The sequence below is a fragment of the Halanaerobium congolense genome (genome assembly GCF_004366375.1).
In the GTDB taxonomy this organism is placed as follows: domain Bacteria; phylum Bacillota; class Halanaerobiia; order Halanaerobiales; family Halanaerobiaceae; genus Halanaerobium; species Halanaerobium congolense.
Map to the genome: position 1 here is coordinate 1 of NZ_SOEF01000009.1, position 24,173 is coordinate 24,173.

28 protein-coding genes are annotated in these 24,173 nt (G+C 35.8%); all 28 read left to right on the forward strand.

Annotation, left to right across the window (positions count from 1 at the left end):
• Nucleotides 1–296 precede the first annotated feature (296 nt).
• The 28 genes from fba (at nt 297) to mreB (ending at nt 24,163) form a co-directional block, all read left to right on the forward strand.
• Complete coding sequence (fba, locus tag C7954_RS04560) at nt 297–1,154, forward strand: class II fructose-1,6-bisphosphate aldolase (protein WP_073158541.1); 858 nt, start codon at nt 297–299, stop codon at nt 1,152–1,154.
• 115 nt (nt 1,155–1,269) lie between these two features.
• Nucleotides 1,270–2,286, forward strand: coding sequence for a sodium:calcium antiporter (locus C7954_RS04565; protein ID WP_089655618.1), 1,017 nt, complete (start codon nt 1,270–1,272; stop codon nt 2,284–2,286).
• A gap of 67 nt (nt 2,287–2,353) precedes the next feature.
• Nucleotides 2,354–3,613 (forward strand): transcription termination factor Rho, encoded by a 1,260-nt coding sequence (gene rho / locus C7954_RS04570; RefSeq protein ID WP_073158556.1) that lies wholly within the window; start codon nt 2,354–2,356, stop codon nt 3,611–3,613.
• Nucleotides 3,614–3,764: 151 nt separating this feature from the next.
• Nucleotides 3,765–3,992 (forward strand): 50S ribosomal protein L31, encoded by a 228-nt coding sequence (gene rpmE, locus C7954_RS04575; RefSeq protein WP_089716724.1) that lies wholly within the window; start codon nt 3,765–3,767, stop codon nt 3,990–3,992.
• 226 nt (nt 3,993–4,218) lie between these two features.
• Nucleotides 4,219–4,749: a thymidine kinase gene (locus C7954_RS04580; protein ID WP_371807012.1), complete on the forward strand. Its 531-nt coding sequence runs from the start codon at nt 4,219–4,221 to the stop codon at nt 4,747–4,749.
• A gap of 37 nt (nt 4,750–4,786) precedes the next feature.
• Entirely contained in the window at nt 4,787–5,869 is a 1,083-nt protein-coding gene (gene prfA, locus C7954_RS04585) for a peptide chain release factor 1 (protein ID WP_073158561.1), read from the forward strand.
• Nucleotide 5,870: 1 nt separating this feature from the next.
• Nucleotides 5,871–6,731 carry a peptide chain release factor N(5)-glutamine methyltransferase gene (gene prmC, locus C7954_RS04590; protein WP_073158562.1) on the forward strand — a complete coding sequence of 287 codons (861 nt, stop codon included), beginning with the start codon at nt 5,871–5,873 and terminating at the stop codon, nt 6,729–6,731.
• Between the two features lie 52 nt (nt 6,732–6,783).
• A complete protein-coding gene (locus tag C7954_RS04595; protein ID WP_081374552.1) occupies nt 6,784–7,917 on the forward strand; it encodes an L-threonylcarbamoyladenylate synthase in 1,134 nt (377 codons plus the stop codon).
• The gene (locus C7954_RS04600; protein ID WP_073158571.1) at nt 7,904–8,401 is read left to right on the forward strand and encodes a low molecular weight protein arginine phosphatase; all 498 of its coding nucleotides are present in this window, start codon (nt 7,904–7,906) and stop codon (nt 8,399–8,401) included. Before C7954_RS04595 ends, C7954_RS04600 begins: the two co-directional genes overlap by 14 nt.
• 25 nt (nt 8,402–8,426) lie before the next feature.
• Complete coding sequence (upp, locus tag C7954_RS04605; protein ID WP_412458606.1) at nt 8,427–9,074, forward strand: uracil phosphoribosyltransferase; 648 nt, start codon at nt 8,427–8,429, stop codon at nt 9,072–9,074.
• Nucleotides 9,075–9,178: 104 nt separating this feature from the next.
• Nucleotides 9,179–10,219 carry a glycosyltransferase family 4 protein gene (locus C7954_RS04610; RefSeq protein ID WP_073158575.1) on the forward strand — a complete coding sequence of 347 codons (1,041 nt, stop codon included), beginning with the start codon at nt 9,179–9,181 and terminating at the stop codon, nt 10,217–10,219.
• Nucleotides 10,220–10,299: 80 nt separating this feature from the next.
• On the forward strand, nt 10,300–10,521 hold the full coding sequence (locus C7954_RS04615; protein ID WP_073158577.1) for an AtpZ/AtpI family protein: 222 nt from the start codon (nt 10,300–10,302) through the stop codon (nt 10,519–10,521).
• 96 nt (nt 10,522–10,617) lie between these two features.
• Nucleotides 10,618–11,277 (forward strand): F0F1 ATP synthase subunit A, encoded by a 660-nt coding sequence (gene atpB / locus C7954_RS04620; RefSeq protein WP_073158580.1) that lies wholly within the window; start codon nt 10,618–10,620, stop codon nt 11,275–11,277.
• A 21-nt stretch (nt 11,278–11,298) separates the two neighbouring features.
• Nucleotides 11,299–11,556, forward strand: coding sequence for an ATP synthase F0 subunit C (gene atpE, locus C7954_RS04625; protein WP_073158583.1), 258 nt, complete (start codon nt 11,299–11,301; stop codon nt 11,554–11,556).
• Nucleotides 11,557–11,640: 84 nt separating this feature from the next.
• Nucleotides 11,641–12,048, forward strand: a complete 408-nt coding sequence (locus tag C7954_RS04630; RefSeq protein ID WP_073158586.1) for an ATP synthase subunit I — start codon at nt 11,641–11,643, stop codon at nt 12,046–12,048.
• Nucleotides 12,049–12,085: 37 nt separating this feature from the next.
• Nucleotides 12,086–12,343, forward strand: a complete 258-nt coding sequence (atpE, locus tag C7954_RS04635; RefSeq protein ID WP_073158589.1) for an ATP synthase F0 subunit C — start codon at nt 12,086–12,088, stop codon at nt 12,341–12,343.
• Between the two features lie 116 nt (nt 12,344–12,459).
• Nucleotides 12,460–12,960, forward strand: coding sequence for a F0F1 ATP synthase subunit B (gene atpF / locus C7954_RS04640; protein WP_073158590.1), 501 nt, complete (start codon nt 12,460–12,462; stop codon nt 12,958–12,960).
• Nucleotides 12,957–13,517 (forward strand): ATP synthase F1 subunit delta, encoded by a 561-nt coding sequence (gene atpH / locus C7954_RS04645; protein ID WP_073158592.1) that lies wholly within the window; start codon nt 12,957–12,959, stop codon nt 13,515–13,517. Before atpF ends, atpH begins: the two co-directional genes overlap by 4 nt.
• A 1-nt stretch (nt 13,518) precedes the next feature.
• Nucleotides 13,519–15,147, forward strand: a complete 1,629-nt coding sequence (gene atpA, locus C7954_RS04650) for a F0F1 ATP synthase subunit alpha (RefSeq protein ID WP_089716720.1) — start codon at nt 13,519–13,521, stop codon at nt 15,145–15,147.
• 2 nt (nt 15,148–15,149) lie between these two features.
• The gene (atpG, locus tag C7954_RS04655; RefSeq protein ID WP_134058856.1) at nt 15,150–16,070 is read left to right on the forward strand and encodes an ATP synthase F1 subunit gamma; all 921 of its coding nucleotides are present in this window, start codon (nt 15,150–15,152) and stop codon (nt 16,068–16,070) included.
• Between the two features lie 23 nt (nt 16,071–16,093).
• A complete protein-coding gene (gene atpD, locus C7954_RS04660; protein WP_134058859.1) occupies nt 16,094–17,506 on the forward strand; it encodes a F0F1 ATP synthase subunit beta in 1,413 nt (470 codons plus the stop codon).
• 3 nt (nt 17,507–17,509) lie between these two features.
• Complete coding sequence (locus C7954_RS04665; protein WP_089655622.1) at nt 17,510–17,941, forward strand: F0F1 ATP synthase subunit epsilon; 432 nt, start codon at nt 17,510–17,512, stop codon at nt 17,939–17,941.
• A 264-nt stretch (nt 17,942–18,205) separates the two neighbouring features.
• Entirely contained in the window at nt 18,206–18,769 is a 564-nt protein-coding gene (locus C7954_RS04670) for a YueI family protein (RefSeq protein ID WP_089655623.1), read from the forward strand.
• A gap of 85 nt (nt 18,770–18,854) precedes the next feature.
• On the forward strand, nt 18,855–20,105 hold the full coding sequence (locus C7954_RS04675; protein ID WP_089655624.1) for a UDP-N-acetylglucosamine 1-carboxyvinyltransferase: 1,251 nt from the start codon (nt 18,855–18,857) through the stop codon (nt 20,103–20,105).
• A gap of 82 nt (nt 20,106–20,187) precedes the next feature.
• Complete coding sequence (locus tag C7954_RS04680) at nt 20,188–21,141, forward strand: 1-phosphofructokinase family hexose kinase (protein ID WP_133618040.1); 954 nt, start codon at nt 20,188–20,190, stop codon at nt 21,139–21,141.
• A 3-nt stretch (nt 21,142–21,144) separates the two neighbouring features.
• Nucleotides 21,145–21,606 carry a CBS domain-containing protein gene (locus C7954_RS04685; protein ID WP_134058862.1) on the forward strand — a complete coding sequence of 154 codons (462 nt, stop codon included), beginning with the start codon at nt 21,145–21,147 and terminating at the stop codon, nt 21,604–21,606.
• Between the two features lie 87 nt (nt 21,607–21,693).
• A complete protein-coding gene (locus C7954_RS04690; protein ID WP_089719538.1) occupies nt 21,694–22,977 on the forward strand; it encodes a cation:proton antiporter in 1,284 nt (427 codons plus the stop codon).
• A gap of 151 nt (nt 22,978–23,128) precedes the next feature.
• Nucleotides 23,129–24,163, forward strand: coding sequence for a rod shape-determining protein (mreB, locus tag C7954_RS04695; RefSeq protein ID WP_089655628.1), 1,035 nt, complete (start codon nt 23,129–23,131; stop codon nt 24,161–24,163).
• The last annotated feature ends 10 nt before the right edge of the window (nt 24,164–24,173 follow it).

A 24,173-nucleotide genomic window follows, 5' to 3' on the forward strand; every position in this document is an offset into this window, starting at 1 on the left:
ATTTAATATTATAAAATAACACTGATTTTAATAAAAATAATTTACACATTATGGTTTCATTGCTATATTTTTTAAGCTTTTTGTGGTAGAATCATATCATAAATATAGAATTGTTTTCTGATAAAATTCAATTAATTTGTAATGATTGTGGAGCACGCTTAAATATAGCAGCTGTCAATGAAAATGATCTTAAAAGATTGAGACAGCTCAACAAAGTGTGTATTCACTCTATTCAGGGAAAACCAAATAACTTTTAAAAGGCCCTGAATTACTATCTAATTAAGGAGGAAATAATTATGAACTTAGTTCCAATGGCAGATATTTTACAAGATGCACACGAGAAAACTTATGCAGTCGGTGGCTTTAATATTAATAATATGGAATTTCTACAGGGTATAATGATGGGAGCGGAAGAGCTTAATTCTCCTGTTATTTTACAGGCTAGTGAAGGTGCAATTCGCTACATAGGTATTGATTATGTAATGCAGATGGTAGAGGCTGCAACCAAAAATACTAATATTCCTGTTGCTTTACATTTAGATCACGGTAGTGATTTTGAAAGTGTTATGAAATGTATCCAGGCTGGATTTTCATCTGTAATGATTGATGCTTCTAAAAAGCCATTTGAAGAAAATATAGCTTTGACTAAAAAAGTTGTAGAAGCTGCTCACAGTGTTGGAGTTAGTGTTGAAGCAGAATTAGGAACAATCGGTGGTACAGAAGATGATCATACAGTCGAAGAAAAAGATGCAATGTATACTGATTCAGATCAGGCAAAAGAATTTATTGAGGCAACTGGAGTAGATGCTCTTGCAATCGCAATTGGCACTGCTCATGGTGTATATGAAGGTGAGCCAGAATTAGATTTTGAAAGACTTGATAAAATTAAAAAGTTAATCGATATGCCTGTTGTTTTACACGGAGCTTCCGGTATTTCTGCCAAAGATTTAAAAACAGGTGTTAAATATGGTGTTAACAAAGTTAATGTTAATACTGATTTTCAGCAGGTATTTACTGCTAAGGTTAAAGAAATTTTTGCTGAAAAGCCAGAATTATATGATCCACGTAAATACTGTGGACCTGGTAGAGAAGCTATTGCCGAAAAAGTAAAAGAAAAGATTAAAATTTTAGGTAGTGACGGTAAAGCCTGGTAAGTAGTTGTTGGTGCCGGGTATCTGCGAAATATTTCCAAGTTGATTAACTTATGCTAGAATTTTGGAAATATTTCATAGATGCCCGGTATCTTTATTTCAGCTAAGGAGGATTCAGTTGACACAGCTTTGGTTAGAATTTATTTTGATGGCATTATTCATTATTATTTCGGGAACATATTTATCACGCTTTGGAGATATAATTGCAGATAAAAGTGGTTTGGGACAGGCTTTTATCGGTGGGATTTTAATAGCAATGGCAACTTCACTACCTGAACTGGTAACAAGTATCAGTTCAGCACTTGTTGGTGCTCCAGATATTGCTGTTGGTAATGCTTTTGGAAGCAATACCTTTAATCTTGTTATTTTAGCCTTTGCAGATTTACTCCAGGGCAAAGGTCCTTTACTACTTCGAGTTAACTACAGCCACATTCTTTCCGGCCTTGTTGGTGTTTTACTTTCAGCTTTGGTAGTTTTCAGCTTGATATTATCCCATTTTATGAACTTTAATTTAAATGTTTTCGGAGTAGGATTAGATAGTATAATTTTACTATTAACTTACCTTGTTAGTGTTAGGATGATTTATCGTTATGACCAGAATAATCCTCTTGATGCCAAAGATGAGGAAAAAGAAAACCTAAATTCAGAATATACATTAAATAAAGCTCTGCTTGGTTTTGCTGCCTGTGCAGTTGTGATAGTATTCAGCGGTTATCGTCTAACACTAACTGCAGATCAGATATCAGCAGTGACTGGTATTGATCAAAGTTTTATTGGTTCTATTTTAGTGGCTGCAGCTACTTCACTGCCGGAACTGGTTGCTACTATTTCAGCTATTAGAATTGGAGCCTATAATATGGCGGTTGGAAATGTTTTTGGCAGTAATATCTTTAATATGACAGTTATTTTCTTTGCCGATGTTTTTTATCGTCAGGGAGTTTTGCTGCAGGATGTCCGGATAGTTCATATTTTAACTGCAACTGTTGGTATAGTAATGGCAACAATAATTTTGATTGGTTTATTTTACCGTTCACGCCGTTCTTTTATGTGGATGGGCTGGGATGCAATTGCAGCAGCAGTCGTTTATTTTTTAGGAGTATATTTGCTGTTTCAGCTGGGCTTGAATGTGATTTAAGTTAAAATTATTAGATTTTTAATTATTTTATAAAAACAAGGTAGAATTTAAGAAAGGTGGACTCGATGTGCTTAACATCAGTGAACTAGAGAGAAAGACAATTACAGAATTACATGAAATAGCAAAGGAAATGGATGTCAGCGGTTATTCGCAGATGCGGAAAAAGGATTTAATCTTTGCTATTTTAAAAAAAGGGACAGAAAAAGGGGGTAATATTTTTGCTGAAGGAGTTTTAGAGATTATTCAGAGTGAGGGCTATGGTTTTTTAAGACCTTCTAAATATATTCCTTCCAGTGATGATATTTATATCTCTGCTTCTCAGATTAGACGTTTCGATTTAAGAACCGGAGATGTTGTTTCCGGTCAGGTGAGGGAGCCTAAAGATAATGAAAAATATTTTGCGATTTTAAGAATTGAAGCTGTTAATTATCAGGATCCAGAAAAAGCAAGAGAACGCTCCTATTTTGAAGATTTAACTCCACTTTATCCCGAAGAAAGATATAAGCTGGAATATCACAAAAATGAGATTTCCTCACGAATGATTGATTTGATTTCTCCTATTGGTAAGGGGCAGCGGGGACTATTAGTTTCCCCCCCTAAGGCGGGTAAAACGGTATTGTTAAAGAAAATAGCAAACAGCATCCGTTATAATTATCCAGAAAGTAAAATGATGATTGTACTTATTGATGAGCGGCCGGAAGAAGTTACAGATATGAGGCGCTCGGTTGATGCTGAAGTAATTGCCTCAACCTTTGATGAGCCGCCAGAAGAACATATTCAGGTAGCAAAACTGGTTCTGGAAAAAGCTAAGCGGCTGGTTGAACACAAAAATGATGTAGTGATTTTATTAGATAGTATAACCAGATTGGCTCGAGCTGCCAATGTTACAATTCCACCCAGCGGCAGAACTCTTTCCGGTGGTTTGGATCCAACTGCAATGCACTTTCCTAAAAGATTTTTTGGGGCTGCTAGAAACATTGAAGAGGGAGGCAGTTTAACAATAATTGCGACTTCTTTAGTTGATACTGGAAGCAGGATGGACGATGTAATTTATGAAGAATTTAAGGGCACCGGTAATATGGAGCTGCACTTAAGCCGCCGTCTTGCCGAAAGAAGACTGTTTCCTGCTATTGATATTAATCGCTCGGGAACCAGAAAAGAAGAAATGCTGTTAGAAGAAAAAGAACTGGAAATAATTTGGAAACTTCGCCAGCAAACTGCAGATATGACTGAATATGAGTTAATGGATACTTTTTTAAAGCAGCTGAAAAACACCACAGATAATAAAGAGCTGCTGCAGATACTGGATAAAATATTTAAGAGCTGAGCTTGAAATTTTGATTTGCTTTTTTCCTTGCATAGCGAAAAAGCCTGTGTTATAATAAATCTTAGCTTGAAGATTTATGTCTTCAGTCCGGTTGTTGAGACAGAAGTCAATCGGTGTATCAATAATTATGTGTGCAAGAGAGGTGATATAGATGCGTGAAGGAATCCACCCAGACGTAAAAGAAACCACAATAACCTGTGCCTGCGGCGAGGTTTATAAAACTAAGTCAACTAAAGAAGATATCAGGGTTGAAGTTTGTTCTAGCTGTCATCCATTCTATACAGGAAAACAGCGTAAAGCTAAAAAAGGTGGTCGTGTCGAAAGATTTAATAAAAAATATGGGATTTCAGACGAAAGCTCAGAAGAAGATGATGAGTAGAACGGGAAAGAAATCCTTTTTTCTACTGCAGGGCTTAATTGCTCTGCTTTTTTTTTAGAAAATTTTTTATGAATTGCCTTTAAAACTATATATTTTGATAAAGCTTAAATTCGAAAAAAATATTCATTTGCTTAAATTTTTTCAAAATAGATAAGTAAAAAATGACGAGGTGGCATAATTGTACAAAATAACAAAAAGCGGCTGGTTGGAAGTGATTACTGGTCCAATGTACTGTGGTAAGAGTGAAGAATTAATTAGAAGGCTGAGAAGAGTAAAAATAGCCAAACAGAAAATTAAAGTTTTCAAACCTGTCTTAGATAACCGTTACAGTAAAAAAGATGTTGTTTCTCACAGTGGAGACAGTATAGAAGCAGTTCCGGTTGATCACCCGGAAGAAATTTTAGAGAGAATTGACAATACAGTTGATGTTGTAGGTATTGATGAAGCTCAATTTTTTCATGAAGATTTAGTGCCAATTTGCGAAGAACTGGCAGATCAAGGGATTAGAGTTATTTTAGCCGGTTTAGATCGAGATTTTCGTAACCAACCATTTGGACCAATGCCGGAATTGATGGCAAGAGCCGAATATGTTGATAAACTGCATGCTATCTGTATCCAGTGTGGAGAACCTGCAAGTAGAACTCAAAGACTAATTGATGGTGAACCAGCAGCAGCAGATGATCCTGTTATTCTTGTTGGAGCAGCGGAAGTTTATGAAGCTCGCTGCAGAAGCTGTCATGCCATTAAAGGAGAATAACTTTTTAATTTAAAGATAAATATGAGGTGAAATATAAATGTTTGATTTAAATGACTTAGAAGAAAAGCTGGATAAATTAGTTGATAATTATAAAAAGCTTAATTCTAAACTGAGTGATCCAGAAGTAATTAATGATAGCGATAAATATCAAAAATTATTAAAAAAACATGCTAAATTAAAAAAAATTGTAGATAAATACAAAGAATACAAAGAAGCAAAAGAGGGAATTGAAGAAGCAGAAGAAATGATGGAGCTTGATGATGATCCAGAAATGCAGGCTTTATTTGAAGAAGAAATTGCAGAATTGAAACCTAAAAAAGAAAAATTGCAGGAAAGGCTGCCAATTATGCTGCTGCCTGATGACCCCAATGATGAGAAGAACGTTATTGTGGAAATTAGAGCTGGAGCTGGTGGTGATGAAGCTGCACTCTTTGCAGCAGATTTATATCGAATGTATACCCGTTACGCAGAAAGCAAAGGTTGGAAAGTAGAGGTCATGAGCGCCAATGAATCGGGAACTGGTGGTTTCAAAGAAATTATCTTTACTATTGAAGGTACAGATATTTTTAAATATCTAAAGTACGAAAGTGGAGTTCATAGAGTCCAGCGTGTCCCTTCAACTGAATCCAGCGGTAGAATTCACACTTCAACTGCTACTGTAGCTGTGCTGCCGGAAGCTGAAGAAGTTGATGTAGAAATTAATACTAATGATTTAACAATAGATACTTTTCGCTCTAGTGGCCCAGGTGGTCAGAGTGTAAATACTACTGATTCAGCAATCAGGATTACTCACAAGCCAACTGGACTTACTGTCTCCTGTCAGGACGAAAAGTCACAGCATAAAAACAAGGCAAAGGCGATGCGTATTTTACGGGCCCGTCTGCAGGAGAAAAAAGAGCAGGAAAAACAGCAGGAAAGAGCAGAAGCTAGAAAATCTCAGGTTGGTACTGGTGACCGTAGTGAAAAAATTAGGACCTATAATTTTCCACAGGGAAGGGTCAGTGATCACCGAATTAATTTAACCATTCATCAGCTTGATAAAATTTTAGATGGTGACCTCGATCCGGTAGTTGAAGCTTTAATTGAGGAGGATAATATCAAGAGATTGGAGAAGATCTAAAATGAATATTAAAGAACTTCTTAACCGCAGTGATCAATTTTTAGCTGCAAGAGGGATCGAAAGTTCCCGCCTTGATGCAGAAGTACTGATGGCAGATCTGCTTGATATGGAAAGAATTAATCTTTATGTAAAATATGATTATCCTTTAAAAAATGTTGAGATTGATAATTATAGAGAAAGAATAAAGAAAAGAGCTCAGAGGATTCCTGTTGCTTATATTACTGAAAAAAAAGAGTTTATGTCTTTAGAATTTAAAGTAAAGGAAGGGGTTTTAATACCTCGTCCGGATACTGAAAATCTAGTTGAGGCTGTAATAGAGTACTGCCGTAAAGAGGAACTTCAAAGCCCACAGATTATTGATGTCGGCACCGGCAGTGGAGCAATAGCAGTCAGCTTGGCCCACTATCTTGAGGATGCAAAAGTAGTCGGGGTTGATCTTTCGACAGAGGCGATAAAAGTTGCCCGTCAGAATATGGATGAACATGAACTATCTGAGAGAATGAGTATTTTAAAAAGTGATTTATTAAAAGAATTTATCAAAAGAGAAATCACGGGAATAGATATTATAGTTTCTAACCCGCCCTATATTTCTAAAAGTGAAATGGAAAAACTGCCGCCTGAAGTAAAAAAAGAACCTAAAACTGCACTAGCTGCAGGAGAAGATGGACTTGCTTATTATAAAAAACTTATTCCACAAGCTGAGAAAGTTCTTAAAAATGGAGGTAAATTATTTTTAGAAATAGGTTACCAGCAGGCAGAAGCTGTCAAAGCACTTTTCGGCAGCAGCTGGGTTGAAGTTGAGGTCAAAAAAGATTATTCAGAAAATGATCGGATAGCAGCTGCTCAGTTTAAAAAAGAATAAATTAGTTTACTTTTAAGCTGAGACTGCAGCATTAAAAATTAGGTGAAATTAAATGCAATTTAAGACTGTAATCAAAAAAACTGAATATCAGGCTGAATTAGAAGTGGGGTCTATAAAACTGTTGGCTCTGGATTCTTTTTTTCTAGAGAAATTAAAGCAGGATGCAGCAGTTGCTGAAGCTGCAGAATTTCTGCAGAAGGGGGAAGTTGTTGGTCTGCCGACAGAAACAGTTTATGGTCTGGCAGCTGATGCTCTGAATCCGAAAGCAGTTAGAAAGATATTTCAGGCAAAGGGTCGCCCTCAGGATAATCCTTTAATTGTACATATAGCAAAAAAAATACAGCTGCAGCAGCTGATAAATGAGGATATTTCTGAGAAGGCTGAGAAATTAATGTCTAAATTCTGGCCCGGACCCCTAACAATCATTTTTTCTAAAAATAAAATTGTGCCGAGTGAGACATCTGCTGGTCTGGAAACAATTGCAGTCAGGATGCCTGCCCATCCGCTGATTTTAGCGGTGATTGAAAAGACAGGACTGCCTCTTGCAGCCCCCAGTGCAAATACTTCTGGTTTTCCCAGCCCAACTCGAGCCCGTCATGTTTATAATGATTTAAAAGGGAAGATCCCACTTATTTTAGATGGTGGATCTTGTCAGGTGGGAGTTGAATCTACAGTGATAGATATCAGAAGTAAGCAGGTTAAAGTTTTAAGACCGGGCGGGATCAGCCGAGAAGAGCTTTCTCAATATTTAGGAGAAGAAGTAATTCTGGCATCTGACTTAAAAGATAAAAAAGTATTATCACCGGGGATGAAATACCGTCATTATGCTCCACAAAAAAAACTATATATTTTTAATTTTACTGATAAAAATTACGTATTAAAACAGGCTTTAAAAAAAGCTGAGATAAAAAAAGTAGCTATAATAACTGCTAGAGAAAGTAAATTTGAGGCTGAAGAGCTTGCAGATAAAAAAATTGAGATTTTAAAGGTTTTCAGTCACGATCAGCCGGAAGAATTGGCTCAAAAGCTATTTCATTTACTTAGAAAACTTGATGCTGATGACAGTATTGCTGAAATTTATATTGAAGAATTAAATTCGGAGGGTATTGCTGAAGCTGTTATGAATAGAGTTTATAAGGCTGCTGCTGCCGAAAAATATTCTCAGCCAGGAGGTGGAGACAATTAAAAGGATTTTATTTGTTTGCACAGGAAACACATGTCGGAGTCCGATGGCAGAGTATTTATTTAAAGATTTAATTAAAAATAATAAAGAATTTAAAGAAGAAAACTGGGAAGTTTTTTCAGCAGGAATTTCAGCTGTTAAGGGAGCTGAGGCCCACGATAAGGCAAAATTTGTGATGGAAGAAATCAATATTGATCTTTCAGATCACAGCTCTCATAATATAGATGAGATTGAATTAAAAAAAGAAGACATAATTATCACTATGACCCGCAAACACAGTCGAGCTTTAGTTCTCAGGCATCCTGATCTAGCTGATAAGATATTCACCTTAAAAGAGTTGAGTGGGCTGGAAACTGAATCTAAAGATATTCAAGATCCTTTTGGTCTTTCTAAAGAGTTTTATAGGGAAACTAGAGAGGAAATCAAAGAAAATTTAAAAAAACTTTTAAAAAAATTGAAGAACATTGAGCTGATAGAGAAGGATTAAGCCTCTTTTAGTAGAATAATATTATATGAAGGGAGAAATTATTTTGAGTGAATTACATGTAATGGAACATCCGTTAATTAGACACAAAATTGCAATTATGAGGGATAAAAATACCGGTCCTAAAGAATTTAGAGAGCTTGCTGATGAGGTAGCCACTTTAATGGCCTATGAGGTAACAAGAGATATGCCATTAGAAGATGTAGAAATTGAAACACCAATTACCAAAGGTAAGTTTAAAATGATTGCTGGTAAAAAAATGGGTATTGTACCGATTTTAAGAGCTGGTCTGGGAATGCTGGATGGAGTTTTGAAACTAATTCCTGCGGCTCGGGTTGGTCACATTGGTTTATATAGAGATCCTGACACTTTAGAAGCAGTTGAATATTACTGTAAGCTGCCAACTGATGTTGAAGAGAGAGATCTGCTGGTAGTAGATCCAATGTTGGCCACAGGTAATACGGCTATGGAAGCTATTAAGTTTATCAAGAAGAGAAATCCACGCAGTATTAAGATGATGGTTTTAGTTGCAGCTCCTGACGGTATAAAAAAAATCCAGGATGCACATCCGGATATTGATATTTGGACAGCTGCTTTAGATGAAAAGTTAAATGATCATGCTTATATTGTTCCTGGTCTTGGGGACGCAGGAGATAGATTATACGGTACTAAGTAAATGAAATTGGCACCGGCTGCTTGTAAAAATATACCAAATTACTAAATTTATAATGGATTATTTTTACAAATGATTTGTACTTTTTTAAAGGGGAGTTGAGGGAATTGCTATATCTAGCTGCTTTTTTAATAGCTTTAGTTTTAGCTTTAGGAATAACTCCAGTCGTAATTAAGCTGGCTAATAGGTTTAATTTTGTTGATAAACCTGGAGAAAGAAAAATAAATAAAAAGATTGTGGCAACAGCTGGTGGTACAGCAATTTATCTTGCCTTTATGATTCCATTAAGATTTTTTATACCTCTTAATCAAACAATCAAAGGTATTATAATCGGCGGCAGTTTCATGCTTGTTTTAGGGCTGCTGGATGACAAATTGGAGATCTCAGCTCCGATAAAATTCGGGGGACAAATAATAGGTGCCTTGATTTTAATTTTTTATGGTGTTAAAATTAATTTTATAACCAATCCCTTTGGTGGTTTTATTTATCTGGGTATTTATACAATACCATTCACTGTTTTTTGGATTGTTAGTATTATTAATACTATCAATTTAATTGATGGACTTGATGGCTTAGCTGCTGGAGTTTCAATAATAGCAGTTTTAACTCTTTTTGCAGTGGCTTTACAGGAAAATCAGCTTGTCGCTCCGATGCTCGCAGTTTTGCTTGCTGGAAGCTGTCTTGGGTTTCTAAAATATAATTTTAATCCTGCTGAAATTTTTATGGGTGACACTGGCTCAATGTTTATCGGTTATATAATTGCGGCTGTTTCGATTACAGGAGCTTTAAAAAGTGCGGCGGCAGTGACGATTTTTGTACCGATGCTGGCCCTAGCGGTCCCGATTCTTGATACAACTTTTGCAATAATTAGACGAGTTTTTAATGATCGTCCAATTGGAGAAGCAGATCACGGCCATATTCATCATCGATTACTGGCGATTGGTATGAACCAAAAACAGGCAGTTATTTCAGTCTATATAATTAGTGCATTTCTTGGAACAGTTGCTTTTATAATAAATGGAATTAAATTTGATCAGGCTTTAATAATTTTTATTGCTGTTATTTTAACTGTTATTTATGGAGCCAAAAAAATAGGTATTTTTTCTGTTGAACTCCCTCAGGAAGGGTGTTCTTTAGAAGATAATTAAAAAGTTTGTTGTTAAATTTACAAATTTACTTGCAACTTTAGCTTTTATATAATAAAATATTAAAAAAAGGTAAGATTAAAATGGATAACAAAGATTGGCGTCAAATTATGAGAGGACTTTCTTTGCTGACTGAAGTTGGATTGATAATAGTTTCTGCTGCCGGAATTGGTTTTGGTTTTGGTTATTTAATTGACAATTTTTTTAATCTTAATCTTTTTTTCAAATTAAGTGGTTTAATTATTGGACTGGCAGCTGGATTTTATTCTGTTTATAAATTGTTGATGTCAACTTTTGAAGATTAAAAAGTTTATTTTCTGATTATTTCATTTATTTAAATTGTTGATTTAAACTCTATTGAACTTTAAATTTAAAATTATTTGAAGAGAGGAGGAAACATTTTGAATCCAGGTCCACAGATACAATTTTATTTATTTGGTAATGAATTATTTCCAATAACTGATACTCTAATTGTTGGCTGGGTTTCTGTTATTATAATTTTGCTTGGAGCTAAGTATTTAACTTCACAATTAAGTATTCGCCCGAATGGGAAACAAAATATAGCAGAATTTATGATAGAGCTAATCTATCAACAGATCGAGCCAATGCTGCCGGGTGAAGGATGGAGATTTCTTCCTTTTATCGCAACTATTTTTATTTATATTGGAGTTGGGAATTTAATTGGAGTTGTTCCTGGTGTTACTAGCCCGACTGGTGATTTAAATACGACACTTGGTCTTGCTCTTGTAGTTTTTATTGTTGTTCAGTATGAAGGAATGCGGGAGTATGGTGTTTGGGGTTATATTAAAGGTTTTGCAGAGCCAGTTATTTTCTTGCTTCCAATTAATGTGATTGGAGAATTAGCAAAACCAATTTCACACTCTTTCCGTCTTTTTGGTAACATAGTTGGTGGTGGAATTATAATTACCTTAATTTATCAGGCAGCACCTGCTTTAATACCAGTTCCTTTACATGCTTGGTTTGGTGTTTTTGTAGGAGCAATTCAGGCTCTAATCTTTGGTATGGTTGCTATTGCCTATATATCAGTGGCCAAGTCTTAACATTTAGAAAGGAGGCAAATTATGATTGAATTTACGCCTGAAGTAGCAAATACAGTTATCACAACTGCTTCTTATGTTGCTGCTGGAGCCGCAATGATGGCTGGTATGGGTCCAGGAATAGGTATGGGTTTTGCCGCAGGAAAAGCAACATCTGCCGTGAGGAGACAGCCTGAGGCCAGAGGACCAATTATCACAACAATGTTATTGGGCCAGGTTATTTCAGCCTCAACAGGTATTTACTCACTGGTTATTGCTATCTTTTTGATTTATGGAATTTAACTTGTATTTTATTAATTAATTCATTTTGTTTTTAATGCTTAAGAGAAGTAAAGAACAAATTATATTAAACTGAAGGAGTATTAGATGAAAAACATTGATGATCCACAGAAATTACAGAAGGAAATCTTGAAAATTACATATTTGATTTCTCTTCTGCCAATAATTTCTTCTCTGCTCTTTGGTGAATATGACATAACCTTAGGTTTTGTTTTTGGCCTGGTTATTGCCACTCTTCTTTTAAGATTAAAATATAATAACATAATTAGGGCATTGAGTATGGAGGAAGATTCAGCAGAAAAATTTATTCGTAACAGGTATTTTATAGAATATGCCCTTTATTTTGTTGTGCTTTTCAGTGCAGCTAAAAATGCAAATTTAAATTTTTTGGCTGCAGCAGTAGGACTATTTATGATAAAATTTGTAGTCATACTGATGTCAATTGTTGATTTACTTAAGGATACTTTTCAAAGGAAATTTGATGAGTATAAATAAGACTTTTTGTTTTTAATATTGAAAGGAGGAAATTATAATGGTAGAGTTTTCACCAGAAGTTATTGACACAGTTATTAGAGCATCAGCACTTTTAGGAGCAGGTTTTGCAATGATTGCAGGTATTGGTCCTGGTATTGGTCAGGGGTATGCTGCTGGTAAGGCTGTAGAATCTGTAGCTAGAGATCCAGAAGCTAGAGGTAATATTATTACAACTATGCTTTTAGGCCAGGCTGTTGCTGAGTCAACAGGTATTTATTCTCTGGTTATTGCCATTGTTTTAATTTTTACAATATAGTACAGAGTAGATTAAGTCGGGAGATCATTCTCCTGACTTAATAATACTTACTATATTATGCAACTATTTTCCCATCCGATAGATGGGTAATTATATTTCAGGAGGTGAATGTACTCTTGGTTAATATTAACACTACAATGTTATGGCAGTTATTTAACTTTTTTGTTCTTCTTTTCTTACTGCGAAAATTTCTCTATTCACCAGTTAAAGAGATACTTGATAAAAGAGCAGCACAGATTAATGGTGATTTAGATGATGCTGAAGCCCGCAGAAAAGAGGCTGAAGAAATTAAGGCTGAATATGAGCAGAAATTAAAGAATGCTCATACAGAGGCACAGGAAATTGTAGATAAAGCAGAAACTAGAGCTAATAAAAAAGCTAAGAATATTATAAATGAAGCAGAAGAAAAAGCTGAGAACTTAAAGGCTAAGAAGTTAGAAGAAATTGAACAGGCTAAAAAAGAGGCAGCAGCTGAACTTAGAGACAGCATAGCTAATTATACTGTTCTGGCAGCAAACAAACTAATCCGAGAGCAGTTAGACGAGAACAAACATCAGCAGATGATTATGGATTTTATTGATGATTTAGATAAAGAAGAACTAGGTGAGCTGCGATGAGAAATGAAGTAGCCTCAAAATACAGCCGTGCTTTATTTGGACTAGGTAAAGACCATGATAATCTGGTAACTTTAAAAGAAAACATAAATGAATTCTGGGAGCTTGTCTTAGAAAATGAAGATTTAAATGAAGTTCTTTTTCACCAGCGAATCACTCCCGAAGATAAGAAAGGTATTCTGAAAAAGTTATTTGCTGAAGAAATGAATGAGGATGTTTTACATTTTCTTTTTATTTTAATTGACAAAAGAAGAGAATTCTTTTTGGAATCGATTATTAAAGAGTTTAATAATCTTGTTGATGATGCTGAAAGTATCTTACATGTAGAAGTTACATCAGCTGTAGAATTAAATGATTCGATACTTGATAAATTAAAAGAGAAACTGGATTCACTATTAGATTATAATATTCAGATCAAAAATAATGTTGATGAGGAAATTATTGCTGGTATTGTTCTGAAAATTGAAGATTACATTATTGACGGCAGTTTGCGGAATGAACTTAACTCATTGAAGCAAAAACTGCAGGCAATTCCAGTAAGTAAGTTAGGGGTGAATTAATTTGAAACTGAGACCTGAAGAAATAAGTTCTATTATAAAAAAAGAAATAGAAAATTATGGACAGAAATTAGAAGCCGTAGGAGTAGGTACTGTATTAGATGTTGGAGATGGTATTGCTCATGTTTACGGACTTCAAGATGCTATGTCCGGAGAACTTCTAGAATTTCCTAATGAAGTATTCGGGATGGCTTTAAACCTTGAGGAAGATAATATCGGGGTTGTTTTACTCGGTGACGAGACATTAGTTGCAGAAGGTGATGATGTAAAACGTACCGGACGTGTGGTTGAGGTTCCTGTTGGAGATGCTCTCTTAGGTCGAGTAGTAAATCCACTAGGTCAGCCACTTGATGGAAAAGGGACTATTGACAGTGATATATATCGTCCTGTAGAATCTGAGGCTCCTGGTGTTGTTGAGCGTCAACCTGTAGAAGTTCCTTTACAAACTGGTTTAAAATCAATTGATGCAATGACACCAATTGGTAGAGGCCAGCGTGAATTAATTATTGGTGACCGTCAGACTGGTAAAACAGCGATTGGTATTGATACAATTATTAATCAGAAAGATAATGATGTAATCTGTATTTATGTTGCTATTGGTCAGAAAAACTCAACCGTAGCCCAGCTTACAGAAAGATTAAGAGAAGAGGGAGCAATGGACTACACTATTGTAGTTTCTGCTACAGCAAGTGAGCCGGCTCCAATTAGATATATCGCTCCTTATGCCGGTTGTGCCATGGGTGAGCATTTCATGTACGAAGATGATAAAGATGTATTAGTTATTTATGATGATCTTTCCAAACATGCGGTAGCTTACCGTGCCATGTCACTTCTTTTAAGAAGACCACCTGGACGTGAAGCCTATCCGGGAGATGTTTTCTACCTCCACTCACGTTTATTAGAACGTGCGGCTAAGTTGAATGATAATTTAGGTGGCGGTTCTTTAACAGCTCTGCCGATCATTGAAACCCAGGCCGGAGATGTTTCTGCTTACATTCCTACCAATGTAATTTCAATTACTGATGGACAGATTTATCTAGAGAGTGAGTTATTTTTCTCAGGTGTAAGACCTGCTGTTAACGTAGGTATTTCTGTATCTCGTGTTGGTGGTAATGCTCAGATTAAAGCGATGAAGGATGTTGCTGGTACACTGCGTCTTGACTTATCTCAGTATCGTGAACTTGAGGCTTTTTCACAGTTTGGATCTGACCTTGATAAGTCAACTCAGCAGAAGCTGGCTCGTGGTGAAAGAATTGTAGAGATTCTAAAACAGAATCAATATTCACCAATGCCGGTAGAAGAACAAGTTATTATAATTTATACTGTAACCAATGGTTATTTAGATGATCTTCCGGTTGATAATCTACAGCGTTTTGAAGAAGAATATCTTAACTTTGTAGACAGTAATTATGTTGAAGTAAAAGAAGAAATTGTAGAAAGTGGAAAATTATCTGATGAACTTAAAGAAAAATTAGATGAAATGGTAAAAGAGTTTAAAGAGATGTTCCAGGTTCAAAAAAATACTATTGTAGATTTGGACACTGATGAATCTGATGATGCTGGAGAAACTGCAGCTGAATCTAGTGATTCTAATGAGTCTGATACCGAAGCAGAGGAAGCTGAGGTGAAATAACAATGCAGAATATGCGAGATATTCAGCGGCGGATAGGGAGTGTTAAAAATACTCAAAAAATTACCAGAGCCATGAAAATGGTTGCTGCCGCTAAGTTGAAAAATGCTCAGGATAGAGCCGAAGATGCCAGACCTTTTTTCAATAAAACAGTAGAAGTTTTGAGAGGTGTTTTTACAAGAACTAGAGAAACATCTCATCCGCTTTTAGCAGAGAGAGAAGGCGGCAGGCATTTAGTAATTGTTATTACAGGTGATAGAGGTCTTTGTGGAGCCTATAACCACAAGGTAATTGACATAGCGGAGGAAATTCTAGAAGAGGAAGAAGAAGTTTCTTTAATGGTACTCGGCCGTAAGGCAAGAGACTATTTTCGCCGCCGTGAGACAGATATCATGGCCGAATATATTCAATTAGATGATTACCCGGGTTATGGTTTTGCCAACAATCTTGCTGATGAGATCATTCATCATTTTAGGGCAGAAGATGTTAATAAGGTGTCTATGATTTATACTCATTTCAATTCTGCAATCAGCCAGACAGTAAAAACAATGCAGCTTTTGCCTGTAGAGAAATTTAACAAAGCAGAAGAGGATTCAATTGCTGTAGAAGAGCAAGCAGAACAAATGGATGCAGAAACTGCAGGAGAAGAAGCTAAAAGCAAAAAATATGTTGATTATATCTTCGAACCTTCTCCAGCTGAAGTTTTTGATAACATTTTGCCGCAATATTTAATTAATGTTATTTATTCAGCTCTTCTAGAATCAAAGGCTAGTGAATTTGGTGCTAGGATGACAGCGATGGATTCTGCTACAGACAATGCAAATGAAATGATAGATAAATTGACCTTGAAATATAATAGAGCCCGTCAGGCAGAAATCACCAAAGAAATCACAGAAATTGTTGGTGGAGCAGAGGCACTTAAATAAAGTTTTATAAAGGAGGAATTTGTGTGAGTGACCAGAACATTGGTAGAGTAGTTCAGGTTATTGGTCCGGTAGTTGATATCGAATTTCCGGATGGAAAATTACCAAAGGTTAAATATTCGGTTAAAATAGAGAATGAAGAAAAAGATATAAATCTAACCTGTGAAGTAATGCAGCAGCTCGGTGATGACCGGGTTCGTGCTGTTGCTATGTCATCAACAGATGGCTTAGTAAGAGGAATGGAAGCTGTAGATCAGGGAGCTCCAATCAGCACACCTGTCGGTGAAGCTGTATTGGGTCGTGTTTTTAATGTTTTAGGTGAGACAATTGATAATCGAGGTGAGGTAGGAACTGATGAAAGAATGCCTATTCACCGTCCTGCACCTAAATTTGAAGAACAGGAATCGACAACAGAACTTTTCGAAACTGGAATCAAGGTAATTGACCTTTTAGCACCATATACTCGTGGTGGTAAGGTAGGACTCTTTGGTGGTGCTGGTGTAGGTAAAACAGTACTTATCCAGGAATTAATTAATAACATAGCGACAGAGCACGGAGGTTATTCAGTATTCTCTGGTGTAGGAGAAAGAACCAGAGAGGGTAATGACCTCTGGTTGGAATTCCAGGAAGCTGATATTTTAGATAAGGTTGCCATGGTTTTCGGTCAGATGAACGAGCCACCTGGAGCCCGGATGCGTGTAGGTTTAACAGGGCTAACAATGGCCGAGTATTTCCGTGATGAGGCCGGTCAGGACGTATTATTATTCATTGATAATATCTTCCGTTTTATCCAGGCTGGTTCTGAGGTATCTGCCCTTTTAGGTAGAATGCCTTCAGCTGTAGGTTATCAGCCTACACTTGCTTATGATGTTGGTACCTTACAGGAAAGAATTACTTCAACTAAGAAGGGTTCAATTACATCTGTTCAGGCAGTATATGTACCTGCAGATGACCTGACTGACCCTGCTCCTGCAACTACATTTGCTCACTTGGATGCTACAACAGTACTTTCTAGAGATATTGTGGAAAAAGGTATTTATCCTGCTGTTGATCCACTTGATTCAACTTCTAATATTCTTGATCCAAGAATTATAGGAGAAGAGCACTATAGTGTAGCGCGTGAGGTTCAGGAGATTTTACAGGAATACAAAGACTTACAGGATATTATCGCCATCTTAGGTATGGACGAATTATCTGAAGAAGATAAGATAGTTGTAAATAGAGCCCGTAGAATTGAGAGATTCCTATCTCAGCCATTCTTTGTTGCTGAGCAGTTTACAGGAACTCCAGGTCAGTATGTTGAGCTGGACGACACAATTCGCGGATTCAAAGGAATTTTAGAAGGGCGTTATGATGATCTACCTGAGGAAGCATTCTATATGGTAGGGACTATCGAAGACGCAGTAGAAAAAGCTAAACAGCTGGAAGAAGGTGAGTAGCCAATGGCTGCTGCACCAAAAATTCAGTTTGAAGTAGTAACACCGCAAAAATTGGTTTACAGTGAAAAAATTGATAAATTAGAAGCACCTGCAATTGACGGTTTGATTGGTATTTGGCCTAAACATGCTCCTTTAGTGACTGCAATGAAAATTGGAGTCGTTAGAGTTGTAAAAGATGGTGAAGAAAGCCAGATTGCAATCAGTGAGGGTTTTATGGAAGTTCAGCCTGATAAAATTAATTTAGTTGTTCGAACAGCAGAATTACCAGATCAGATTGATATTGACCGTGCGAAATCTGCAAAAGAACGAGCAGAAGAGAGATTGGAAAAAGAGCGTGATAATATCGATTTTGCTCGTGCAGAAGCATCCTATGATCGTGCACTAGCCCGACTAAAAGCAGCTGGACACCAAGATCATGGTTATGACCGTCTATAATCACCGTGCACCTTCCGGGTACGCGACTAATTTATGAAAAAATAATATAAAATTATATTTATCAGCTGAATAACCTGATTTAGGTCAGGACATTTAAAACGCTGAATTAGCAAAAACATACAAGAAGGCCCCTGTGCAGGGGCTTTTTTGTATTTAATTAAGATTACTTAATCCCCAATAATTAATACCATTTATTGGAACGATAAACGGAAGGTGTACATCCTAAACTTAAAATGTTAAAATAATAAAAGGAGGGTAGAATTTATGAAAAACAATAATGGAGAGAGCAAACTTGAAAAAACTGCCCGTGAGGGTGCTTTTGGTTCAAAAGAGATCAAAAAAGGCGAAAAAAATAGATTTCTGGGAGAATTTGAAGAAAGAGTAATTACCTATTTAACTGATAAACAGGTTAAAGAAAAAGCATTATACCCTGAGATTAAAGAAGCCTTAAAAAATAAAGAAGCAGCTAAATTAATTATTAGAGGAGATATTGACAAAGAATATATCTCAGATTATATAAAATGGGCCCGACAAACGGGAGTAAGATTTAATAGGAAAAATTCTCCTGAATTCCGTGGAAATGTAGCTCTGGCAGTAGTTGGAAAAGATGCAGTATCTCAACAATTTGGTGTGATTCCAGAGCGAGAAGAAAAGTTGCAAAAAAAGGGCGTATCTGATAACATTATAGAGAATGCAGGCTCTTTGCTCTGCAGTGATTGTTGGAATGAATTAATGGAAAAAGCGCCGGAAGAAAAAATCAATTATAAAAAAGCCGGCATTTTAGATAAAATAACTGGTACAAGCTGTATAGGCTGCAGGAAAAAATAATTATCATCAGTAAGATGATAAGAAAATGATAAGGTTTGATTGACGCGGCCTTTAAAGGTATAATTTTAGAAAGGGGCTTTTAGAGGTGGACAAGTATATAATTCAAGGTTTGAATCCACTTAAAGGAGAAATTAAAGTTGGGGGATCTAAAAACGCAGCACTACCAATTATAGCTGCATCACTACTTGCTGATTCTGAGGTAGTATTAGAAGATATCCCAAGACTGAGAGATGTTACAAATTTATGTAGTATAATTGAAGATATGGGTGCAAAAGTAATAAGAGACAAAAATCGGATAGAAATTGACCCCAGATTAGTTTCTAAAACAGAGGCTGATCATGAACTTGCTAGAAAATTAAGAGCATCATATTATATTTTAGGAGTGATGCTTGCTAAATCAGGACATGCAAGAACCACCCTGCCTGGGGGCTGTAACATCGGTAACCGTCCTATTGATCTTCATCTTAAAGGTTTTAGAGCTTTAGGAGCAGAGGTTAATCTTGACCATGGAGTTGTGGATGTTAAAGCTGATAATTTAACTGGAGCCGAAATTTATTTGGACTATCCAAGTGTTGGAGCGACAATTAATATTATGATTGCTGCCAGCCGGGCTGAGGGTAAAACAATAATTGAAAATGCAGCTCGAGAACCTGAGATTGTAGATTTGGCAAACTTCCTAACTGTAATGGGAGCTAACATTAAAGGTGTAGGTACAGATATCATAAAAATTGAGGGTGTAAATGAGATGCATGGAGTTGAGCATCGAATTATACCTGATAGAATTGAAGCAGGTACATATATGATTGCATCTGCTATTACTGGTGGAGATGTTTATATCCGCAATGTTTTAACTGAACATGTTAAACCACTGATTGCAAAAATGCATGAGATGGGAATTATTGTCGAAGAAGATATAGCAGGGGTTAAAGTTAAAGCAGACGGTAAATTAAAAGCTGTTGATGTCAAAACTCTGCCCTATCCTGGCTTTCCGACAGATATGCAGTCTCAAATGATGGCTTTATTAACCCAGGCTGATGAGACAAGTTTAATCATTGAAACAGTTTGGGAAAATCGTTTTATGCATGTAGATGAATTAAAAAGAATGGGAGCAGATATCAAGATTGATGGACACAGTGCTCTCGTAAAACCTGGTTGCCTAACCGGTGCTGAAGTAAGAGCTACAGATTTGAGGGCAGGAGCTGCACTTATTCTGGCCGGATTAGCTGCTGAAGGTCAAACAGAAGTTAAAGATATCTATCATGTTGAGCGAGGTTATGAAAATATAGAAGAGAGGCTCAAGGAAGTTGGGGCTTCAATAAATAAAGTATCTGAGTAAATAAAACCTGCCGCTGATATTTCAGCGGTTTTCTGTTTTGAAATTGATTTTGGTTCTTCAATAAAACAAGGTGGTGAATAAAATGATTACAACGGTAACGTTAAACCCGTCAATTGACCGTGAGTACTTTGTTGAAAAAAATGAGGTTATGAAAAACCAGTTTATTTACAATGAAGAAAATCTAAAGGTTTATCCAGGTGGTAAAGGCTTGATTAGTGCGATTAACTTTAAAGAACTGGGTTATGGTGATGTGCAAAATATTGGTTTTGTTGGCGGCAAACAGGGTTTATTTTTCGAAAAAATGGTTCAAGAACATAATATTATAAGCAACTATATTCATACTGAAAGAGAAATAAGAAACAATGTAAAAATTATTGGTAAAGAACCTGCAACCTATACTCAGTACAATGATTATACATTTGAGGTTGAAAAGGAAGAAGTTGATGAGCTGATAATTAGGTTTAAAAGATCAATTTCGGAAAGTGAGTGTATTTTAATTTCTGGATCAGTTCCAGTTGGAGTAGATTTTGATATTTATCAGCGTTTAATTAAAATTGCTAAAGATAAAGGAAAAAGTGTTTTTCTGCAGGCCAGTGGTGAAGCTTTAAAATTAGCTTTAGAGTCAGAACCAGATGTTGTAACCCCATATTTCAAACATCATAAAACTATTTTAGATATGGAGATGGAAGAGAAAAAAGATTATATCAAAGCAGGAAAAAAAATGCAGGAAATGGGAGCCAAAAGAGTTATGATTCCCTTCCACTGTGACCGTATACTCTTTGATAAAAATGGTGATGTTTATCAGCTTTCACCCAGAGGATATTGTATCATTAACTGGTTGGGAGCAGGTGATGCCTATAACACGGCCTATTTAGATTATGCTTTTAAAACAGATAAATTTGATTTTATTGAAGCTAATTTAAGAGGGGGAGCTGCTGCCTTATGGATAGCAGAAAATAGAGCAGTTTATCTAAAAGAAAGAAAAGATTATAATGGTTGTTCAGATAGATTAGAAGTCACTAAGCTGGAGGTGTAAAAGTTGAGCCTAGTAAAAGATTATATGATTAGAACAATGAATTCAGTAACTCCTGATGATAATATCCGCAAGGCAATAATTTTAATGTATAGATCAGAACAGTCTGTATTGCCGGTAGTAGATCATCAAAACCAGTTTGTGGGAACTATTTACAGTAATAATATCCTTAAAAATATAATTCCTGAGAGCTTTGGATTTTTAGACAGCAGCCGCCTTTTTTATGAAGTAAATGAAGCAGTAGAAAATCTAAAGCATGTAAAAGATGAAAATGTTGATAAATATATGGCCCGCAACAGAGATGCTGTTAAAGAAAATAGTGATATGAAAAAAATTGCTGATATTATGCTAAACAACAAAGAATCATTACTTTTTGTTGTTAATGATCAAGGGTATTTGCGCGGTTTTATTGAAAGATCGAACCTGCTTCACTACTTACTAGATGAAGTAGAAAATAATTATGAGTAGTTATATTTGAAAATATAGTTTTGGTTGGTTAGACTGCTGATAGCTTAATAATTGTATTATAGGATTGGATAAAATGAGGTGTATTTTATGAACGAATTAATTAACTTTTCTGCCCATGAGGTTGAAGAATGGTTGGTGTTAAATGATGTTGCCAATAAAGAACTTTATTTAATTTCTTTATTGTTATTATTTGCATTTTTAGTAGTTTTACTGGCCAAAAAATATAGAATTCCAATAGTAGTTGGTTATGTATTTTTGGGTATCCTATTAAGTCCAGATATTATTTCTATTTTTTCAGTAATAGATTCGGAAACAGTTAACATGTATACTTTTGTTCTGTCTAATTTAGATTATGTTACAAATATTGCTCTGGCATTTATTGCTTTTACAATTGGTAGTGAACTTTCAATCAAAACACTAAAAAGGCTGGGGAAAAGTATATTTTCAATTGCAATAATGGAATCTGTTTTAGCCTTTGTAGTTGTTACAGCAGCATTGTATTTTATTGGTCGTCCTCTTTATATGGCACTTTTATTTGGAGCAATTGCTTCTGCTACTGCACCAGCTGCAACTGTAATGGTTTTAAAAGAATATAATGCTGAAGGTCCGCTAACTTCAACAATTATGGCTGTTGTAGGTCTTGATGATGCCTTTGCTTTAATAATCTTTTCATTAATTAACCCAATTGCTTATTCACAGTATAGAGGAGAAGGAGCAATTAAATTATCAGAGATCATTGTTTTACCTTTAATTGAAATTTTTGGAGCCATAATTTTAGGGCTGTTTTTTGGCTATATTACCCAATATTTGCTAACTAAATTTAATGAAAAAACTCGCAAAATATTAACTATTGTTACTTCCATTACTTTAAGTTCTGCTGTGTCTATTTTCTTTGGCTTATCAGCATTGATAGCAAATATGTCAGTTGGTTTTGCAGTCCGTAATTTTGCCAAAAAGAATTTGGAAATTTCTGAAGAGATGGACACACTAACAGTACCTCTTTATGCAATGTTTTTTATAATTGCTGGTACAGAAATTCGATTTTCAGAGATGGGTTCCCTCAGTTTTCTGCTGATAGCTTTTACTTATTTAATTGCGCGTATCATCGGTAAGGTGGGGGGGTCAACCCTGGCGGCGAGAATCTCTGGAGCTCCTGAAGCAGTCCAAAAATTTATTGGTTTTGGACTTTTACCTCAAAGTGGAGTAGCGATTGCTTTAGCCTATTCAGTTCAGAAACAGTATGTACAGGATACTAAGGTTGGACTATTGATTTTTAATACTTTACTGCTTACAGCGGCAATGACTGAAGTTTTTGGTCCATTGTTAACAAAATATGCAGTGATTCAATCAGGAGAAGGTAAAATAGATTAGCAGGAGAAGGTACAACAGATTAGTTATTTTGATCTTAACCAAATAATTATATTATTTTAATTTTATTTTAAGATTAATAGTCTATAATGAGGTGTAAGAATGGGAAATAATATAGAAGCAGCAGAATAAGTATTATGGAAGGAGTAATCTATTGAGTTTTCTAAATAAATTTAGCAAAAAAATTGCAATTGATCTTGGAACAGCAACAGTAATTATTTACGAAAGCGGTAAAGGAATTGTTCTGCAGGAGCCTTCCTTTGTGGCTTTGGATTCCAAGTCAAATAAAGTAATTGCTGTAGGAGAAGAGGCGCGTAGAATGTTAGGTCGAACTCCTGCAAACATAAAAGTAGTACGACCTCTAAAAGATGGGGTAATAGCAGATTTTGAAATAGCAGAAATGATGCTTAAAAGTTTTTTGGAAAAAGTGGGTGTTAAAAGTAGGTTTATCAAACCACAGATAATGGTCTGTATCCCGGTTGGTGTAACTGGTGTAGAAAGTAGAGCTGTTTTGGATGCAGCAGTACAGGTTGGAGCTCGCAAGGCTTATCTAATTGAAGAGCCAGTAGCAGCCGCAATTGGAGCTGGTCTCCAAATTGAAAAAGCTGAAGGAAATATGGTGATTGATATCGGTGGTGGAACTACTGAAATTGCTGTTCTTTCGTTAGGTGGAATTGTTGTTGGCGAATCAATTAGAGTTGGTGGCGATAAGTTTGATGCTGCCTTAGTTCGTTATGTTCGAGAAAACTATAATTTAGTTATTGGAGAATCCACAGCTGAAGAAATAAAAATAAATATTGGCAGTGCTGGCCCAGGATATTCAGCCACATACGAAGTTAAAGGGAGAGATTTAATGACTGGTTTACCAAAACATATAGAATTATCGGCTGAAGAAACAACTAAAGCTTTTAAGGAGCTTCTGGATAATATTGCCCAGGCAGCTCGAAGAGTACTTGAGCAAACTCCGCCAGAACTCTCGGCTGATATTGTTGAAAAAGGAATTATTTTAACAGGAGGGGGTTCTTTGCTAAAAGGAATAGAAAGTTTTATTAGCAGCCGAACAGAAGTTGGGGTTTTTGTCAGTGATGATCCCTTAACCTGTGTTGCTGAAGGTACAGGACAAGCTTTAAGTGAATTAGATAAAATTTCAAATGTTTTAAGTACAGGGAATCAAGGCATTTTTTCCTAAAAGTTACTGG

Bases quoted from the DNA above. Each gene is read 5' to 3' on its own strand.
- C7954_RS04595 (WP_081374552.1), top strand. From the start codon at position 6,784: ATGCAATTTAAGACTGTAATCAAAAAAACTGAATATCAGGCTGAATTA.
- fba (WP_073158541.1), top strand. From the start codon at position 297: ATGAACTTAGTTCCAATGGCAGATATTTTACAAGATGCACACGAGAAA.
- C7954_RS04615 (WP_073158577.1), top strand. From the start codon at position 10,300: ATGGATAACAAAGATTGGCGTCAAATTATGAGAGGACTTTCTTTGCTG.
- atpH (WP_073158592.1), top strand. From the start codon at position 12,957: ATGAGAAATGAAGTAGCCTCAAAATACAGCCGTGCTTTATTTGGACTA.
- C7954_RS04690 (WP_089719538.1), top strand. From the start codon at position 21,694: ATGAACGAATTAATTAACTTTTCTGCCCATGAGGTTGAAGAATGGTTG.
- rpmE (WP_089716724.1), top strand. From the start codon at position 3,765: ATGCGTGAAGGAATCCACCCAGACGTAAAAGAAACCACAATAACCTGT.
- C7954_RS04680 (WP_133618040.1), top strand. From the start codon at position 20,188: ATGATTACAACGGTAACGTTAAACCCGTCAATTGACCGTGAGTACTTT.
- prmC (WP_073158562.1), top strand. From the start codon at position 5,871: ATGAATATTAAAGAACTTCTTAACCGCAGTGATCAATTTTTAGCTGCA.
- C7954_RS04630 (WP_073158586.1), top strand. From the start codon at position 11,641: ATGAAAAACATTGATGATCCACAGAAATTACAGAAGGAAATCTTGAAA.
- prfA (WP_073158561.1), top strand. From the start codon at position 4,787: ATGTTTGATTTAAATGACTTAGAAGAAAAGCTGGATAAATTAGTTGAT.
- atpG (WP_134058856.1), top strand. From the start codon at position 15,150: ATGCAGAATATGCGAGATATTCAGCGGCGGATAGGGAGTGTTAAAAAT.
- C7954_RS04580 (WP_371807012.1), top strand. From the start codon at position 4,219: ATGTACTGTGGTAAGAGTGAAGAATTAATTAGAAGGCTGAGAAGAGTA.
- atpE (WP_073158583.1), top strand. From the start codon at position 11,299: ATGATTGAATTTACGCCTGAAGTAGCAAATACAGTTATCACAACTGCT.
- C7954_RS04665 (WP_089655622.1), top strand. From the start codon at position 17,510: ATGGCTGCTGCACCAAAAATTCAGTTTGAAGTAGTAACACCGCAAAAA.
- C7954_RS04670 (WP_089655623.1), top strand. From the start codon at position 18,206: ATGAAAAACAATAATGGAGAGAGCAAACTTGAAAAAACTGCCCGTGAG.
- atpE (WP_073158589.1), top strand. From the start codon at position 12,086: ATGGTAGAGTTTTCACCAGAAGTTATTGACACAGTTATTAGAGCATCA.
- upp (WP_412458606.1), top strand. From the start codon at position 8,427: ATGAAGGGAGAAATTATTTTGAGTGAATTACATGTAATGGAACATCCG.